General features: G+C 66.3%; 12 protein-coding genes. 5 read left to right on the forward strand and 7 right to left on the reverse strand.

From position 1 onward, the window contains the following. Positions 1-798, forward strand: a complete 798-nt coding sequence (locus BTO20_RS01150; RefSeq protein ID WP_087072664.1) for a GAP family protein — start codon at positions 1-3, stop codon at positions 796-798. Further along, a complete protein-coding gene (locus BTO20_RS01155; RefSeq protein ID WP_408632143.1) occupies positions 791-1,366 on the forward strand; it encodes a chorismate mutase in 576 nt (191 codons plus the stop codon). Before BTO20_RS01150 ends, BTO20_RS01155 begins: the two co-directional genes overlap by 8 nt. Before the next feature lie 13 nt (positions 1,367-1,379). Here BTO20_RS01155 and BTO20_RS01160 read toward each other — a convergent pair whose 3' ends face one another. The 4 genes from BTO20_RS01160 to BTO20_RS01175 all read right to left on the reverse strand — a co-directional run bounded on the left by BTO20_RS01160 (position 1,380) and on the right by BTO20_RS01175 (position 6,357). Then, entirely contained in the window at positions 1,380-4,235 is a 2,856-nt protein-coding gene (locus BTO20_RS01160; RefSeq protein WP_087072666.1) for an MMPL/RND family transporter, read from the reverse strand. Then, the gene (locus tag BTO20_RS01165; protein WP_198344213.1) at positions 4,232-4,675 is read right to left on the reverse strand and encodes an MmpS family transport accessory protein; all 444 of its coding nucleotides are present in this window, start codon (positions 4,673-4,675) and stop codon (positions 4,232-4,234) included. The genes BTO20_RS01160 and BTO20_RS01165 overlap by 4 nt, the downstream gene beginning before the upstream one ends. Positions 4,676-4,824: 149 nt before the next feature. Then, positions 4,825-5,433 (reverse strand): TetR/AcrR family transcriptional regulator, encoded by a 609-nt coding sequence (locus BTO20_RS01170; RefSeq protein ID WP_087072670.1) that lies wholly within the window; start codon positions 5,431-5,433, stop codon positions 4,825-4,827. A 48-nt stretch (positions 5,434-5,481) separates the two neighbouring features. Next, a complete protein-coding gene (locus BTO20_RS01175) occupies positions 5,482-6,357 on the reverse strand; it encodes a DUF732 domain-containing protein (protein ID WP_087072671.1) in 876 nt (291 codons plus the stop codon). Positions 6,358-6,574: 217 nt separating this feature from the next. Between BTO20_RS01175 and BTO20_RS01180 the strand changes: the two genes are divergently transcribed. Next, on the forward strand, positions 6,575-6,958 hold the full coding sequence (locus BTO20_RS01180) for a hypothetical protein (protein ID WP_087072674.1): 384 nt from the start codon (positions 6,575-6,577) through the stop codon (positions 6,956-6,958). Here BTO20_RS01180 and BTO20_RS01185 read toward each other — a convergent pair. After that, positions 6,952-8,148: an ROK family transcriptional regulator gene (locus BTO20_RS01185; protein ID WP_198344214.1), complete on the reverse strand. Its 1,197-nt coding sequence runs from the start codon at positions 8,146-8,148 to the stop codon at positions 6,952-6,954. The two genes, BTO20_RS01180 and BTO20_RS01185, sit on opposite strands and share 7 nt — an antisense overlap. A gap of 104 nt (positions 8,149-8,252) precedes the next feature. Here BTO20_RS01185 and BTO20_RS01190 point away from each other — a divergent pair, with 104 nt between their 5' ends. After that, positions 8,253-9,689 (forward strand): APC family permease, encoded by a 1,437-nt coding sequence (locus BTO20_RS01190; protein ID WP_087072676.1) that lies wholly within the window; start codon positions 8,253-8,255, stop codon positions 9,687-9,689. A gap of 174 nt (positions 9,690-9,863) precedes the next feature. Next, on the forward strand, positions 9,864-11,162 hold the full coding sequence (locus tag BTO20_RS01195) for an HNH endonuclease signature motif containing protein (RefSeq protein WP_087081426.1): 1,299 nt from the start codon (positions 9,864-9,866) through the stop codon (positions 11,160-11,162). On the opposite strand, the gene BTO20_RS01200 is transcribed toward BTO20_RS01195, so the two are convergent. Then, positions 11,159-12,808 (reverse strand): amidohydrolase, encoded by a 1,650-nt coding sequence (locus BTO20_RS01200; protein WP_087072678.1) that lies wholly within the window; start codon positions 12,806-12,808, stop codon positions 11,159-11,161. The genes BTO20_RS01195 and BTO20_RS01200 overlap by 4 nt on opposite strands. Before the next feature lies 1 nt (position 12,809). Then, complete coding sequence (locus tag BTO20_RS01205; protein ID WP_232491004.1) at positions 12,810-14,372, reverse strand: GMC family oxidoreductase; 1,563 nt, start codon at positions 14,370-14,372, stop codon at positions 12,810-12,812.

A 14,372-nucleotide genomic window follows, 5' to 3' on the forward strand; every position in this document is an offset into this window, starting at 1 on the left:
ATGTGGAGCCAAATTCTCGGCTGGGCACTGTTGGTGGCATTGAACCCGATGCTGCTGGGCGGCATCGTGCTGGTGATCTCACGGCCCCGTCCCGAACAGAACCTGTTCGCGTTCTGGGTGGCCTGTGTGGTCGTGAACGTGGTGACGTTGACGGGTGCGGTGATAGCGCTGCACAGCGTGCCGTCCTTCGCCGCGTTCGCGCAGGGACTGTCCACCCGCGACCCGGAATCGGGGATCCAGCCCCTGGCGCTGTGCACGGGAGTGCTCGCGCTGGGTATCGCCGTGTTCATGGCGGTGCGCAGCCGGGTGCGGCCACGGGTCGCGGCCTCCACGTCCGGCCGCGGTGAATCCACGGTCCTGGTCTTGGAATCGGATGAGCGGGACACCGACGCACGCCGCCCGGGCCCCGTCAGGTCCGCGCTACATGCGGTGGCGTCTCCGGTCGTCCGGTTGATGACGCGGGCGCGCGACGAGTGGGACAGCGGAGCGCTGTGGGTATCGATGGCGCTGTCGCTGATTTATGTGCTGCCACCCCCGTTCATCCTTGTGATCAGCACGGTGATCGTCGCGTCGGCGACCCCGATCGTCACGCAGCTGGTCGCGGTCCTGGTGTTCGTCGCGGTGATGCTCGTGGTTTTCGAGATCGCCCTGCTCAGTTATGCGATCGTCCCGGCCAAGACACATGCGGTGCTGGAATTGGTGCACGGGTGGGCGTTGGTGCACCGCACACAGATCCTGATCGTCCTGTTCGGTCTGGTGGGGATCTGGCAGGTGCTCACGGGCGTCGGCATTGCGTAAACCCGGAACCGCCGCGTGGATTGCCTGCACGGCGGTCCTCGTCGGCGTCGGCGGAGCCCTCGGCGTACCCGCGGTGCACGCCGATCCGGAAAGTCCGCTGCTCCCACTGATCGACGCCGCAGCGCAGCGCCTTCAGACGGCCGACGCCGTGGCCGCGTACAAGTACCGCGCCGGTGGCGCGGTGGACGACCCGAAGCGTGAGCAGCAGGTGATCGATGCTGTGACGGCGGCAGCCACGGCCGCCCACATCGATCCGGGCTACGTCGGCAACGTCTTTCGCAACCAGATCGACGCGACGAGTTCCGTCGAGTACTCGCGGTTCGCGCAATGGAAGATCGATCCTGCTGCGGTGCCGGCCGCGGCGCCGGACCTGTCCGAGACGCGTGCGACGATCGACCGGCTCAACCAGACCATGGTGCGGGAGATGGCCGCACAGTGGGATGACCTGCACTCACCGTCTTGCGCCGCGGACCGCGACGCCGCACTGAGCGCCGTCACCACCTCCCGGGAGCTCGACCCGGTCTATCAGTCCGCGCTGGCGTACGCCACGCATGCGTATTGCCCGTGAGGGCGCCGCGGCGTCAATCGTCCTCCCACAACAGCAATTGACGCACGGCCGGTCGGGACCCGTAGGGCTGCAGCATCCGACTGGCCGGACGCGGGCGCACCCGTTGCGGCCACCAGAACCAGCGCCCGAGCAGTGCGGCGATGGACGGCGTCATGAACGAGCGCACGATCAGCGTGTCGAACAGCAGGCCCAGCGCGATCGTGGTGCCGATCTGACCGAGCACCCGTAGGTCGCTGAACGCGAACGACGCCATGGTGAAGGCGAACACCAGGCCGGCAGCGGTGACCACCCCGCCGGTGCCGGCCATGGCCCGGATGATGCCGGTGTTGAGGCCTGCCGCGACCTCTTCTCTGAATCGGGATATCAGCAGCAGGTTGTAGTCGGATCCGACGGCCAGCAGCAGAATCACGGCCAGTGCCAACACAACCCAGTACAGCGGGATGCCGAGGATGTCCTGCCACACCAGCACCGAGAGCCCGAACGACGCGCCAAGCGACAGCGCCACGGTGCCGACGATGACCAGCGCGGCGACCAGGCTCCGCGTGATGAGCATCATGATGAGCAGGATCAGGCTCAGCGCCGAGATACCGGCGATCATCAGGTCGTACTTGGCCATGTCCTGAATGTCTTTGTAGGTCGCGGCCGTTCCGCCGATGTAGATGTGCGACCCGGCCAGGGGCGTGCCCTTCACGGCTTCCGCGGCGGCGTGCCGGATCGCGGCGATGTGCGAGATACCTTGGGGCGTCGCGGGGTCGACATCATGGGTGATGATCATGCGGGCGGCCTTGCCGTCCGGGGACAGGAACAGTTTCAGGCCACGCTGGAATTCGGGGTTGGTGAAGGCTTCGGGCGGCAGATAGAAGGAATCGTCGGTCTTCGCGGCGTCGAAAGCCTGGCCCAGCGCGGTGGCGTTCTGAAGCGCCGCCGCGGTCTGGTCATAGATTCCCGATTGCGTGGCGTAGTTGGTCATCGTCAGGTCGCGGTTGGTCTGCTGGCTGGCGATTTGTGGCGGGATCAGCGCCAGCAGTTTCGGTTGCAGCTGGTCCAATTTGTCCAGGCTGGCCGTGACATTTCCCAGCTGGTCGGTGAGCGCGTCGATCCCGTCGAGCGCGTCGAACAGCGACCGCAGCGCAGCGCACATCGGGATGTCGAAACAGTGTGGCTCCCAATAGAAGTAGTTACGCAGGGGCCTGAAGAAGTCGTCGAAGTTGGCGATCTTGTCGCGCAGATCCTGTGTCACGGCGACGGTTTGGTGGAACGCTTCGACCTGGTCGTGGGTGGCCGCGGCGCTCTGCTGCTGCAGGGCGTACTGCTGGCGCAGGATGCCGATGGTCTTGTCGATCTCGCCGACCTGCTTGAGCAGGTCTTGGGCGCGGTCCTGCTGATACTTGAGATTCTGGATCTGCCCGGCGCTCTGGGCACTGATCTGGAACGGGATCGAGCTGTGGTCCAGCGGCGTGCCCAGCGGGCGGGTGATGGACTGCACCTGCGCGACGCCGGGGGTGTGGAACACGGCCTTGGCGACGCGCTCCAGCAGGATCATGTTGGCCGGGTCCCGCAGGTCGTGGTCGGACTCGATCATCAGCAGCTCCGGATTGAGCCGGGCTTTCGAGAAGTGGCGTTCGGCCGCCGTGTATCCGACGTTGGACGGCGCACTCGCGGGCATGTAGGAGCCGACGTCGTAGCTGGTCTTGTAACCCGGCAGGGCCACGAGACCGATCAGGGCCACCCCGATCGTCACCACCAGAATGGGGCCGGGCCAACGCACGATGGCTGTGCCGATCCGGCGCCATCCGCGCGTGCGGGTGCTGCGTTTCGGCTCGAGCAACCCGACCTGGCTACTGAGCGTCAGCACTGCCGGTGCCAGCGTGAGGGCCGCGACGAGGGCTACCAGGACACCGATCGCAGCCGGAATGCCGAGGCTTTGAAAGTAGGGCAGGCGCGTGAAGCTCAGGCAGAAGACCGCGCCCGCGACCGTAAGGCCCGAGCCGAGGACCACGTGGGCCGTCCCGCTGTACATGCTGAAGTACGCGGTCTGGCGGTCCTCCCCGGCGCTGCGGCCCTCGTGGTAGCGGCCGAGGAGGAATATCGCGTAGTCGGTGCCCGCGGCGATCACCAGCAGCGTCAGCAGATTGGTGGAATATGTTGACAGACCGATGATCCCGGTATCCGCCAGGAAAGCCACGATGCCGCGGGCGGCGGCCATCTCGATGAGCACGGTGATCAGCACCAGGATCATGGTGACCACCGAGCGGTAGACCAGCAGCAGCATGATCGCGATGACCAGGATGGTCAGCAGCGTGACCTTGGTTGTGCCTTCGTTGCCGACTTCGAATTGGTCGGCGACCTGTGGTGCCGCACCGGTGACGTACGCCTTGACACCCGGTGGGGCCGGTGTGTGGTCGACGATGGCGCGAACCGCGTTGACCGACTCAAGGGACAGCGCCTCGCCTTGATTGCCTGCCAGGAACACCTGAACGTAGGCGGCCTTGCCGTCGGGGCTCTGTGAGCCCGCCGCTGTCAGCGGATCACCCCAGAAGTCCTGGATGTGCTGGACATGCTTGTGGTCCTGCGATATTCGCTGAACCAGGGTGTCGTAGTAGGCGTGCGCATCGGCACCGAGCGGCTGGTCGCCCTCCAGCACGATCATGGCCGCGCTGTCGGAATCGAACTCGCCGAAGACTTCGCCGATGCGTTTGAATGCCTGCAGCGACGGCGCGTCGGGCGAACTCAATGCGACGTTGTGGGCCTCGCCGACCACTTCCAGCTGCGGCACCAGCACGTTGGTTATCGCCGCGACGGCAAGCCAGAACAACACGATCGGCACCGAAAGCCGGCGGATCGTCTTGGCCACCCTCTGGCCGCTCATCCGGATTTGTCCAGGCAGTAGGTGTAGGCGTTCAGGGTGTTGACCGATCTCTCGTCTTTGACCGCGTCGTCGATGGTGATCCGGCAGCCGATGGAATCGCTGTCGCCCTGGGCCTGGACGTTGACGAACACCGCGGGATCGGTGGTGGTGGTGTCGTAGGACCACGGCAGCGGGGCATCGACGACGAGCTGCGGTTGGGCGTGGACGTCCAGGTAGTTGATCGACGCCACGGTTCCCGGCGGACCGAAGACCTCAAGTACCACATGCTTGGGGTTGAACGGAACGATCTCGCTCGAGAGGTCGCTGGGGGTTCCCGTGTGCGCACCACCGAAAGCGCCGTGCAATCGGTATACGGAGAATGCAGCGATGGCGATGACCCCGAGTGCGACCACCAGCATCCAACCCCGCTTGACCGAGCTGCCAATCGAAAGTGTCCGCACCCGTTCGCCTTTCGATAACCGGGACGCGATGGCTGGGGTTGGAGTGGTCCTTTCCGCGCGGTGGGAAACAACCGCTCTGAACGGTACGGTACGGTACAGGACTGCCGTGGGCAAGGGGTTGTCAGCGGCGATTTCGAGCGAGCGCGGTCTTACTCGACCGGACGGGTGAGGCTCGGGATCATGACATTGTCGACCAGTGCTTGCACCGTCTCCGCGGTGGGCGGCCGGTTCGGGATGATCGACCGGTAGATCAGGTAGCCCGGCATCAGATCCCACAGTTCGTCGCTGATCGCGGATTCGCTGATCTCGCCGCGCGCGACGGCCTCTCGCAGGATCAGCTCAAGCATGGCTTTGCGCTGATCGAGGAACTGGTGCTGCATCGCGTCGCTGAGGGCGGGGTCGCGCGACACCTCGGTGAGGACCGCGCGGATGGTGGTGCCGTGCTGGTGGGCCTGTTCGCAGATCACCTGACCCACGCGCAGCAGATCTCCGTGCAGCGAGCCGGTTTCGGGCGGGACGGCGACCTGGCGGATGCCCTCGATGAAGGCGGCCAGTACCAATTCGCCCTTCGAGGGCCAGCGTCGGTACACCGTGGCCTTGCTCGCGCGGGCAGTCGCGGCCACGGCGTCCACGGTCAGTCGGTCGTAGCCGTGCTCCTGCAGCAGCCGCAGCGTGATGGCGAGCAGCTCTGCTTCGCGCGGCGACCATGGCGAGGATTCCGCGGCGACGTCGACGGTCCGGGACACAGCGCCCACCATAGATCCACCGGGACAGTACGGTCCAGGACCGTACTCTTCGGCAATAGGTCAGTGCCCCAGATGGATCTGGACGCCTTGGGTCCGCAACTGGCCGAAGCTGTAGCTGAACTCGCCGCGGTGCCCGACCGAGACGACGTAGCGGTCTTGGCCTTCGGTGACGGGAAAACTGAACGAGAAGGTGCAGTTGGCGCTGTTGCCCTTACCCTGGCCCAGCGCGGTCGTGGCAAGGATCTCGCCCTTGCCGTTCTTAACGATTACTTGCGTGTCTCGGCCGACGTCGGAGTACCCGTTGGCGCCTTGACAGGTTGCGCCGTCAGACGCGATTGCATCTACGCCCGCGCTGTCGGTCACGACGAAAATGCCTGAGACCGTTGCGCTGTCAAGCGTGTGGAAGCCCTGGGTGAACTGTGGGCAGAACGAGTCGACGGCGATCTTGTCGGCAGGCACGCCTTGCTGCGGTCCGCCGTCTTCGAGCTGACGGCAGACTTGATGCCCGTGCGCGACGGCGTTGGCATCGGAGTTGAACTGGTTGGTCAAACCCGCTTCCTTCAGCGCCGAGAGGTACCCGGTTTCCGGCGGGGGAGGTGGGCGGCGGGCGGCCATCAACAGCACCCAGGCGACCACCGCGACCATGACGAGGATGACGGTCGCCGCCCCTGTTCCCAGCCACGTCGAGCGGATGCTCGACCGGGAGGCGGGCAACTCGACGTAGTCCGGCAGCATCCGGCCGCCATCGGGGTCCGACGATTGGGCCCGGCCGTCGCGGACGCGGTTCGTTGGGTGACCTGCGGCGTAGTACCGGCCTTCGTGGCGCGCCGTGGGATCCGGCCGCCATCCTGTCGGCGACGTGGACTCCTGCACTCGACCGCAGCGATCGCACGTGCCGCTGCGGTCGACTTCAGCACCGCAGAACGGGCAGTTCATCGGATCCGCAATTCATCATCACTACTGTTATATGTCGGTCAGATCCGATTCGAGTGCGGGCGGGGCTGATTCGCGCGGAACTGTGACCCACATCGGCGAATCCCGCCCGGCCGGCGAAGAACGCCCGGAACATTGTTGGGATCGGTAGCTGCGGTGACGCCCTGTACTGGATGTGCAGGCAAAGCCGCGGCGCGGCGCCCGACGAAAGGATCTGACGATGAATCGAGTTGCACGGCTCGCGGCGACCGCGGTCATGACGGGCGCCGTGGCGGCCGGCCTGGCGCTGAATGCGGTTGCCGCCCAGGCCGACCCGTTTCCCGCTGAGCCGCACAGTTGGTGCCCGGGCCAGGCGTTGCCGTTCAACAACCTTCAGTGGGATATGGGTGTCTGCCACACGTGGTACATCGTCCCGTTCGGCCAGGGCAACGTGCGGATGGTCGACCTGAAAGGCAACCCCCTGGACAGCTTCATCTCCGCCGACGGGCCGGCGCCGATGCTCACCCCACCGCCGCCTCCGCCTCCGCAGCCTCCGCACCCGTTCTGCACCCCGCGCGGCTCGTTGATCATCATCCCGCCGATCTGCGACGAGATCGGCTACTGATTGGTCGCGTTGGTCGTGCGCGTGTCGAAGACCAACTCCTGCGCGGTGGCGAGGCCGGTGGCGATCGCTCCCGTCAACACCGCATCCTCGCCCAGCTGACCGGCGACGATCTCGGGGATCACCGGAGTGGTGGCGGCCAGCGCCGTGCGGATGGGTGCCGCGAGCAGGTCCGCGTTGCTGCCGATGCCGCCGGCCAGGATGATCAGCGACGGATCCAGGATCGCGATGATCGCCGACACCACGAAAGCCAGCCGAATCGTCTCTTGCGCAACCACTTCGAGGGCCACCGGGTCGCCTGAGCGAGCCAGCTCGAAGACGGCCTTGGCACTTCGGACGTCGGTCAGACCGGCGTCGTGGGCGGCCGCCACCACGGCCTGCCCCGCCACGGCGGCCTCCGCCGATGCCGGTCCCGGCGTACCGCTCACCTTGAACGCCAGATCCGAGATCTCACCGGCCGCACCGCGGGTGCCGCGGTAGATCTGCCCGTCCAGCACGAACCCCATGCCCAGGCCGGTGCCGACGGTCAGGCAGGCGAACGTGTCCACCCCGACGGCAGCACCTGCCGCATGCTCGCCTGCCGCGCAGAGATTGGCGTCGTTCTCGACCATCACGATCGAACCGCTCTGATCCAGGCCGGCGATGAGCTCGTGCAGCAGGCCCCGTCGCTCCCAGCCCGGGAGATTCGGAGCGCGACGCACCGTTCCGTCTTCCAGGTCCGGTACGCCTGGGGTGCCGACGACGGTGACGACGACATCCTCGGCGGCAAGGCCGGCTTTCGCGACACAACGCTCGGCGCAGGTGAGCACTGTGCGCAGCAGCGCTGAGCCCGAACGGCACCTGTTGGGTTCGTCGATGCGCGCCACGATGCGTCCCGCCAGATCTGCGACAGCGACCCGAATCTGCTGTCTGCCGATATCGATACCGACGACATGTCCTGCATCCGAGACGATTTCGTACACCACGGGCGCACGTCCGGGTTTCGACGGGCCCATCCCGGCCGGCCGCACGAGGCCCTGCGCCTCAAGGTCCGCCAATGCCTGTCCCACGGTCGGCTTCGACAGTCCGGTGGCGGCGGCCAACTGCGGCCGGCTCGCCTCGCCGTGCTCACTGAGGCGGCTGAGAATCAGACGCTGATTCAGTGCCCGCATGTGTGCGGGTGTGCCTATCTCACGTCCGCTGTTGCTCGTCACGTGCAGATTCTCCATCTCGTGTGGCGACGGCCCAATCTGGGATCTTCCCCCGACAGATTCTATGTGTTAAGAAACTTTACTAACACTTAGCGCGGAGGTTGACAATGACTTCGAATCCCGGTTATCACGTGAACGCTCCGGCCACGCCCTCGCCCGATCTGGAACGCAAGATCGGCCCGCTGCAGGCGACCGCGATCAACATGACCCAGATGTGCGGCATCGGGCCGTTTGTCACCATCCCGGCGATGGTGGCGACCATGGGCGGCCCGCAAGCGATGTTCGGATGGCTGATCGGCGCCGTGCTCGCCGTGGCAGACGGATTGATCTGGGCCGAGTTGGGCGCAGCGATGCCGGGAGCCGGCGGAACGTACATCTATCTGCGCGAGGCCTTTCAATACCGGACGGGCCGGCTCATGCCGTTCCTGTTCGTCTGGAGCGCTGTGCTGTTCATCCCGTTGATCATGTCGACCGGGGTGATCGGGCTTGTCCAATACCTCGGCTACCTGCTTCCTGGAGTTGTCGCCGACGGCGGCCTCACCGTGCTCGGCCACGTCATCGGTGCGGTCATCACGCTGCTCGTCGGTGCTGCGCTGTTCCGACGGATCGGAGAGATCGGGAAGCTCACCACAGGACTGTTCGTCGTCATGCTCCTGGCGGTGCTCGCCACGATCGTCGCGGCATTCAGTCATTTCGACCACACGCAGGCATTCGCGTTCACGCCGGGGGCATTTCAGTCCGGCGGCGCGTTCTGGGCCGGACTCGGTGCGGGGCTGATCATCGCGATCTACGACTACCTCGGATACAACACGAGTGCATATCTCGGCGGTGAGGTCGTCGACCCCGGCCGGACGATTCCGCGATCGATCATCATCTCGATCCTGGGCATCGCGGGTCTGTACCTGCTGATGCAGATCGGTGTGCTCGGAGCGATTCCGCTCGAGGAATTGAAGAGCGCGACGTCTGTGGCATCGACTGTGCTGGAGAACTCCTGGGGTGCGACCGCGGCGCAGGTGGTGACGGCACTGATCGTCATCGCGGCCGTCGGATCGGTGTATGCCGGGCTCCTCGGCGGATCCCGGGTGCCTTTCGAAGCGGCGCGCGACCACGTATTCCTGCCGGTCTTCGGGCGGGTGCATCCGAAGCTGCGGCTGCCGACCGCCGGCGTTGTGACCATGACGGCCATAACCCTTGTGGGGACGCTGTTCTCGCTCACCGTGGTCATCAACGCCGCTGTCGCGACGCTGGTCATCGTCCAGTCCCTGGCCCAGGTAGCCGCCATCGTCGTACTGCGGCGCAGGCAGCCCCACCTGAAGCGTCCCTACCGGCAGTGGCTCTACCCGGTGCCGACTCTGGTCGCCCTCGTCGGCTGGGTTTACATCTACGTATCGTCGACGTGGCAGTCGATCGGTTTGTCGATCGGCTGGATGATCCTGGGGGCCATTGGTTTTCTGGTCTACGCACGCACCGAGAAAACCTGGCCATTCGGCCCCAAGCCAATTCACGAGGGCTTCGCGTCCGCAGCTGAAAAGAGGACTCAATAGCGCACCCGCCGATCCAGGCTAGTTAGCACACTGACTCTGCGTCCACGGCGCAAATCGCGAGAAACCAACGCCCTCACCGCAGGGTCAACGGTGAGACGTGTCACTCGATCAGGTTGCGCACGAATGGTTTCGGGCCGAGGAAACTTGTCGGACCTGAGTGCAATAATGGGTGTCATGCCATCGGGCGCAATATCTTTCGACGCTGACGCGGTCAGTCCCGCGCAGCGGTTGGAGGTGTTGATCGACGAATTGTCGGAGTTGTGCGGGCAACGCAACGCCATCGACGGACGCATCGTCGACATCGTCGCCGAACTGGAGCGCGACGAATTGTGTGGCGCCACCGGGGCCCGCTCCATCACGGCGTTGGTGGCCTGGAAAACCGGTGTCACCCCGAACAACGCCGACACGATCGTGGCGGTGGCACGCCGCGCCGAGCAATTCCCCCTCTGCACCCAAGCCCTGCGGGAGGGCCGGTTGTCACTCGATCAGGTCGGGGTGATCGCCGACCGCGCCGCCGACGGCTCCGATGCGCACTTTGCCGAGCTGGCGGCGGTGGCCACCGTGGCCCAATTACGCACCGCGATCAAACTCGAACCCAAGCCCGAACCCCAACCCGATCCCGACGCGCCCACTGAGCCGGAGCCGGTGGCGCCGGAGCCGAAACGCTCGTTCACCAAAATCGAGCACGACGACTACACGACCTACCAGATCACCCTGCCCCGGCTGGAGGCAGCGAAACTCGATGCCGGGATGCGGTCGCATCAGGAGGCGCTGATCGCGGCGTGGAAACGCGACGACGACGAAGGGGACCAGGTATCGGAACAGGCACCACCCTTCCCGAATGCTGTCGATGCGTTCATGAGCCTCGTGGAGGCCGGCTGGGACGCGGACGTGGAGCGCCGCCCGCACGGGCAGCACACCACCGTCGTCGTCCACGTCGATCTCGACAAAGATGGCGAGAAACCCGTCGCCGCCCTGCATCTGGGCCCCGTGCTCACCGACGACGAACGGCGTTACCTGACCTGTGACGCCACCTGCGAAATGTGGTTCGAACGCCACGGGCAACCCATCGGCGCGGGACGTGCCGCCCGCACCGTCAACCGCCGGCTGCGCCGCGCGTTGGAGCACCGCGACCGGTGCTGCGCCGTCCCCGGCTGCGGAGCCACCCGCGGCCTACATGCGCACCACGTGCGGCATTGGGAGGACGGCGGCCCCACCGAGCTGGACAACATGGTCTTGCTGTGTCCCTACCACCACCGGTTGCACCACAAGGGCGGCATCACCATCACCGGCCCCGCCCACCAGCTCAGGGTCACCGACGCCACCGGCCGCGCACTGCACCGGGGTTCGCTGGCCCGGCCACCGACCACACCCCCACCCCAGGTGCCGCCCTATCGCGGGCCGACCGGCGAACGCGCCGACTGGTGGTGGTACACCCCCTTCCAACCCCAACCACCACCATCGCCCAATTAACCTCGGTAGACGGTCTTTCCGCCAACGATGGTCTCGACTGCGCGCAGAGTCCCGACGTCCTCGGCGGTGAAGATGTCCTGGTCGAGGATCACGAGATCGGCCCGCATGCCTTCCGAGATGCGGCCGGCCCGATCCTGACTGTTGGCGTAAGCGGAGCCCGCGGTGTAGGCATCGATCGCCGACCGCAGTGAGATGCCTTCCTGCGCTTGCAGAGGGGTATCGAAGACACCGTCGCCGATCGCGTGTGGATCGGCATGCGTGCCGGTGCGGTGCACCGCGGTATGGATGGCCCACAACGGATTCGGGTCCGTCACCGGCCAGTCGCTGCCCATCGCCAGGGTGCCGCCGTGGCGTTGGATTGACGCGAACGGGAAGTGCCACGGTTCACGCTCGGGGCCAAGTAGCGGCAGCTTGCGTTCGACGATCTCCTTGTCGCGGCGGGCCCACAGGGCCTGGATGTTGGCGATGACGCCGAGTTGGCCGAACCGCGGAATATCCTGGGGGTCAACCACATCCAGATGAGCGATCTGATGGCGGGCGTTGAACTGCGGGTGACTGGCGATGGCGTGCTCGAGGGCGTCGAGGCATTCCCGCACGGCCCGGTCGCCGACAGCGTGCATGTGGATGCCGAACCGTTCGCCGGCCAGCAACGCCGTCACCTTATGCAGGTCCTCAGGATCGATGAACGACTGACCGCTGGGGATGTCGTGACCCGCCACGGCACGGTACGGCGCCAGCATGGCGGCCGTGCAGTTCTCGCAGATGCCGTCCTGCATGACTTTGACCATGCTTGCGGTGAAACGGGAATGGCCCGACAGACTGCGCCTGGCACACAGGCCATCGAGCTGTTCGGCACCCTGCTCGGCCTCCCACCACAGTGCGCCGACCACCCGGGCTGTCAGCTCGCCTGCTTCGTCGGCGTCGACATAGGTCGCGAAATTGTCCTTCAAGCCGAAGAACTCGGCGCCCACGGCAGCGTCCTGCCAACCCGTCACCCCTACGGAGTGCAGGCGGCGTTGCGCCTCCAGCAGTGCCTGACGCATGAACTGCGGCGTCACTTCGGGGATCAGCGCGTTGACGGCGTCACCGCCGCGGTCCAACAGCACCCCGGTCGGTTCGCCCGTGTGGTCCCTGATGATCCGTCCTCCGGTGGGATCCGCTGTGGCCGAGGTGATCCCGGCCAACTCCAGCGCACGCGTATTGACCCACGCGCCGTGATAGTCGTGGCTGGTCAGGATGACGGGCCGATCAGAGACCACGGCGTCGATGTCGTGGCGGGTGGGAAACCCGTCGGGAAAGGCGTCGCCGTACCAGCCGGCCCCGGCGATCACGGATTCGCCGGGATGGCGTGCGGCGTACTCGGCGATCGCGGTCAGGTAGGCCTGACGGTCGTGTGCCAGACCGGACAGGTCACACCGCAGCGCCGCCATGCCGGCGGCGACCGGATGCGCATGAGCGTCGACGAACCCCGGCAGAAGACTTGTTCCGCCCAGGTCGGTGATGTCCGTGTGGGTTCCGATCAGATCACGGTCGACGCCGCGGCCCACGGCGACGATGGTGTCGCCCTGGATCGCCACGGTGTCGGCCGGTTCCGCGCCGGCAGGCTGGAACACGGCGGCGTTCGTGAAGATGCGGTCGGCGAACATGTCACGCCCGCTCTACGGTGAGCGGCTGCCGGTCGGCGAGCACCATGGCGCTGGCGTGCTCGGCCACCGCCATGATGGTGCCCACCGGGTTGACCGACGGGATGGTGGGGAACACTGATGCGTCGACGACACGCAGTCCGTCCACGCCGCGCACCCGCAGCCGGGAATCACACACCGCCATCGGATCGTCGTCGGCGCCCATGCGGCAGGTGCCTGACACGTGGTACACCGTCTGGTGCGTCGCGCGCAGCGCTTCGGACAGCTCTTCGTCCGACTGGGCGTCCGGGCCGGGAAAGACCTCGCGGACAAGCCAGTTGGCCATCGGCTCGGTCGCTGCGATGCGACGGGCCAATCGGATCCCGGCGATCAGGACTGCCTCGTCGTGACCGTTGGGATCGGTGAAGTAGCGGTAGTCGATCGACGGGCTTTCTGCGGGATCGGATGACGTGATCCACACCCGCCCGCGGCTGCTGGGTTTCGCGACGTTGGGTGCGATCGAGACGATGCGCTCGGGCATCTCGACGCCGTACGTGACGGCATGGTCGGCGACAGCCTCGACGGGGAAGTGCATCAGCACCTCGGGCCGCGCGGGGCTGTCCTCCGACAATCGCACCGCGGCTCCGGCGTCCCACCCGGTGGCGCAGGTATCGGGGACATCGGCGCCGGCCTCCCAGACGATGAGGCCCTCGGCATGGTCCATCAGGTTCTCGCCGACGCCCGGGGACTCCACCACGGTGGTCACACCGGCAGCGGCGAGTACGTCCGCGGGGCCGATTCCCGACAGCTGCAGCAACTTTGGTGAATCGATGGCACCGCAGCACACGATGACTTCGCGGTCGGCCCGGAACTCACGACGGTTGCCGTCAGCGTCACGGGTGAGGACCCCGACGGCCCTGCCGCCTTCGATGATCAGACGTTCGGCGTGCCGGCCGTGCTCGACAACGAGGTTGGCGCGGTCGGCGATGGCGTCGTGCAGGTAGTGCACCGAGGTGGAAGAGCGCAGGTGACTGGCCGGGGTGTAGCCGATCTCGAAGAATCCGGCTCCGACACCGGTGGTGGCGAACTCGGGATCGGAGTTCCAGGCCCGGCGGGCGGGCAGGCCGAGCGCCCGCCGGGCGGAGTCCACCACATCGCTGACGTACGGGTTGCGGTCCTTGTCGGCGACCGGTTCGACCGGCGCCAGGATCCGGTCGAACGCGTCGTGCACCGAGGCGGTATCCCACCCTGTGACGCCCATCGCGGCCCATTCGTCGAGATCGGCGGCCAGTGGCCGCCAGGTGATCATCGTGTTCGCCGTCGAGCAGCCGCCGAGGATCTGCATCCTGGCCTGCCGGATGCCCGAGTTACCGCGCTCCTGGGCCACACTGCGGTAGTCGAGGTCGTATTCGCTTTCCAGCATCTGCGCCCACCGCCGGATGTCGCGGGCGCGGGGCTCGTCCTTGTCAGAGGGGCCCGCTTCGAGCACTGTGACCGTGACGTCAGGGTCTTCCGAAAGTCGCGACGCCACAATGCATCCGGCAGTGCCGCCGCCGACGATCAGGTAATCGGCCATGCTCATGCTCAT

The sequence above is a fragment of the Mycobacterium dioxanotrophicus genome (assembly GCF_002157835.1).
In the GTDB taxonomy this organism is placed as follows: Bacteria; Actinomycetota; Actinomycetes; order Mycobacteriales; family Mycobacteriaceae; genus Mycobacterium; species Mycobacterium dioxanotrophicus.

Excerpts from the sequence above, each read along its gene's own strand:
- BTO20_RS01160 (WP_087072666.1), bottom strand. The coding sequence starts at position 4,235 with ATGAGCGGCCAGAGGGTGGCCAAGACGATCCGCCGGCTTTCGGTGCCG.
- BTO20_RS01180 (WP_087072674.1), top strand. The coding sequence starts at position 6,575 with ATGAATCGAGTTGCACGGCTCGCGGCGACCGCGGTCATGACGGGCGCC.
- BTO20_RS01175 (WP_087072671.1), bottom strand. The coding sequence starts at position 6,357 with ATGAACTGCCCGTTCTGCGGTGCTGAAGTCGACCGCAGCGGCACGTGC.
- BTO20_RS01190 (WP_087072676.1), top strand. The coding sequence starts at position 8,253 with ATGACTTCGAATCCCGGTTATCACGTGAACGCTCCGGCCACGCCCTCG.
- BTO20_RS01205 (WP_232491004.1), bottom strand. The coding sequence starts at position 14,372 with ATGAGCATGAGCATGGCCGATTACCTGATCGTCGGCGGCGGCACTGCC.
- BTO20_RS01200 (WP_087072678.1), bottom strand. The coding sequence starts at position 12,808 with ATGTTCGCCGACCGCATCTTCACGAACGCCGCCGTGTTCCAGCCTGCC.
- BTO20_RS01150 (WP_087072664.1), top strand. The coding sequence starts at position 1 with ATGTGGAGCCAAATTCTCGGCTGGGCACTGTTGGTGGCATTGAACCCG.
- BTO20_RS01195 (WP_087081426.1), top strand. The coding sequence starts at position 9,864 with ATGCCATCGGGCGCAATATCTTTCGACGCTGACGCGGTCAGTCCCGCG.
- BTO20_RS01170 (WP_087072670.1), bottom strand. The coding sequence starts at position 5,433 with ATGGTGGGCGCTGTGTCCCGGACCGTCGACGTCGCCGCGGAATCCTCG.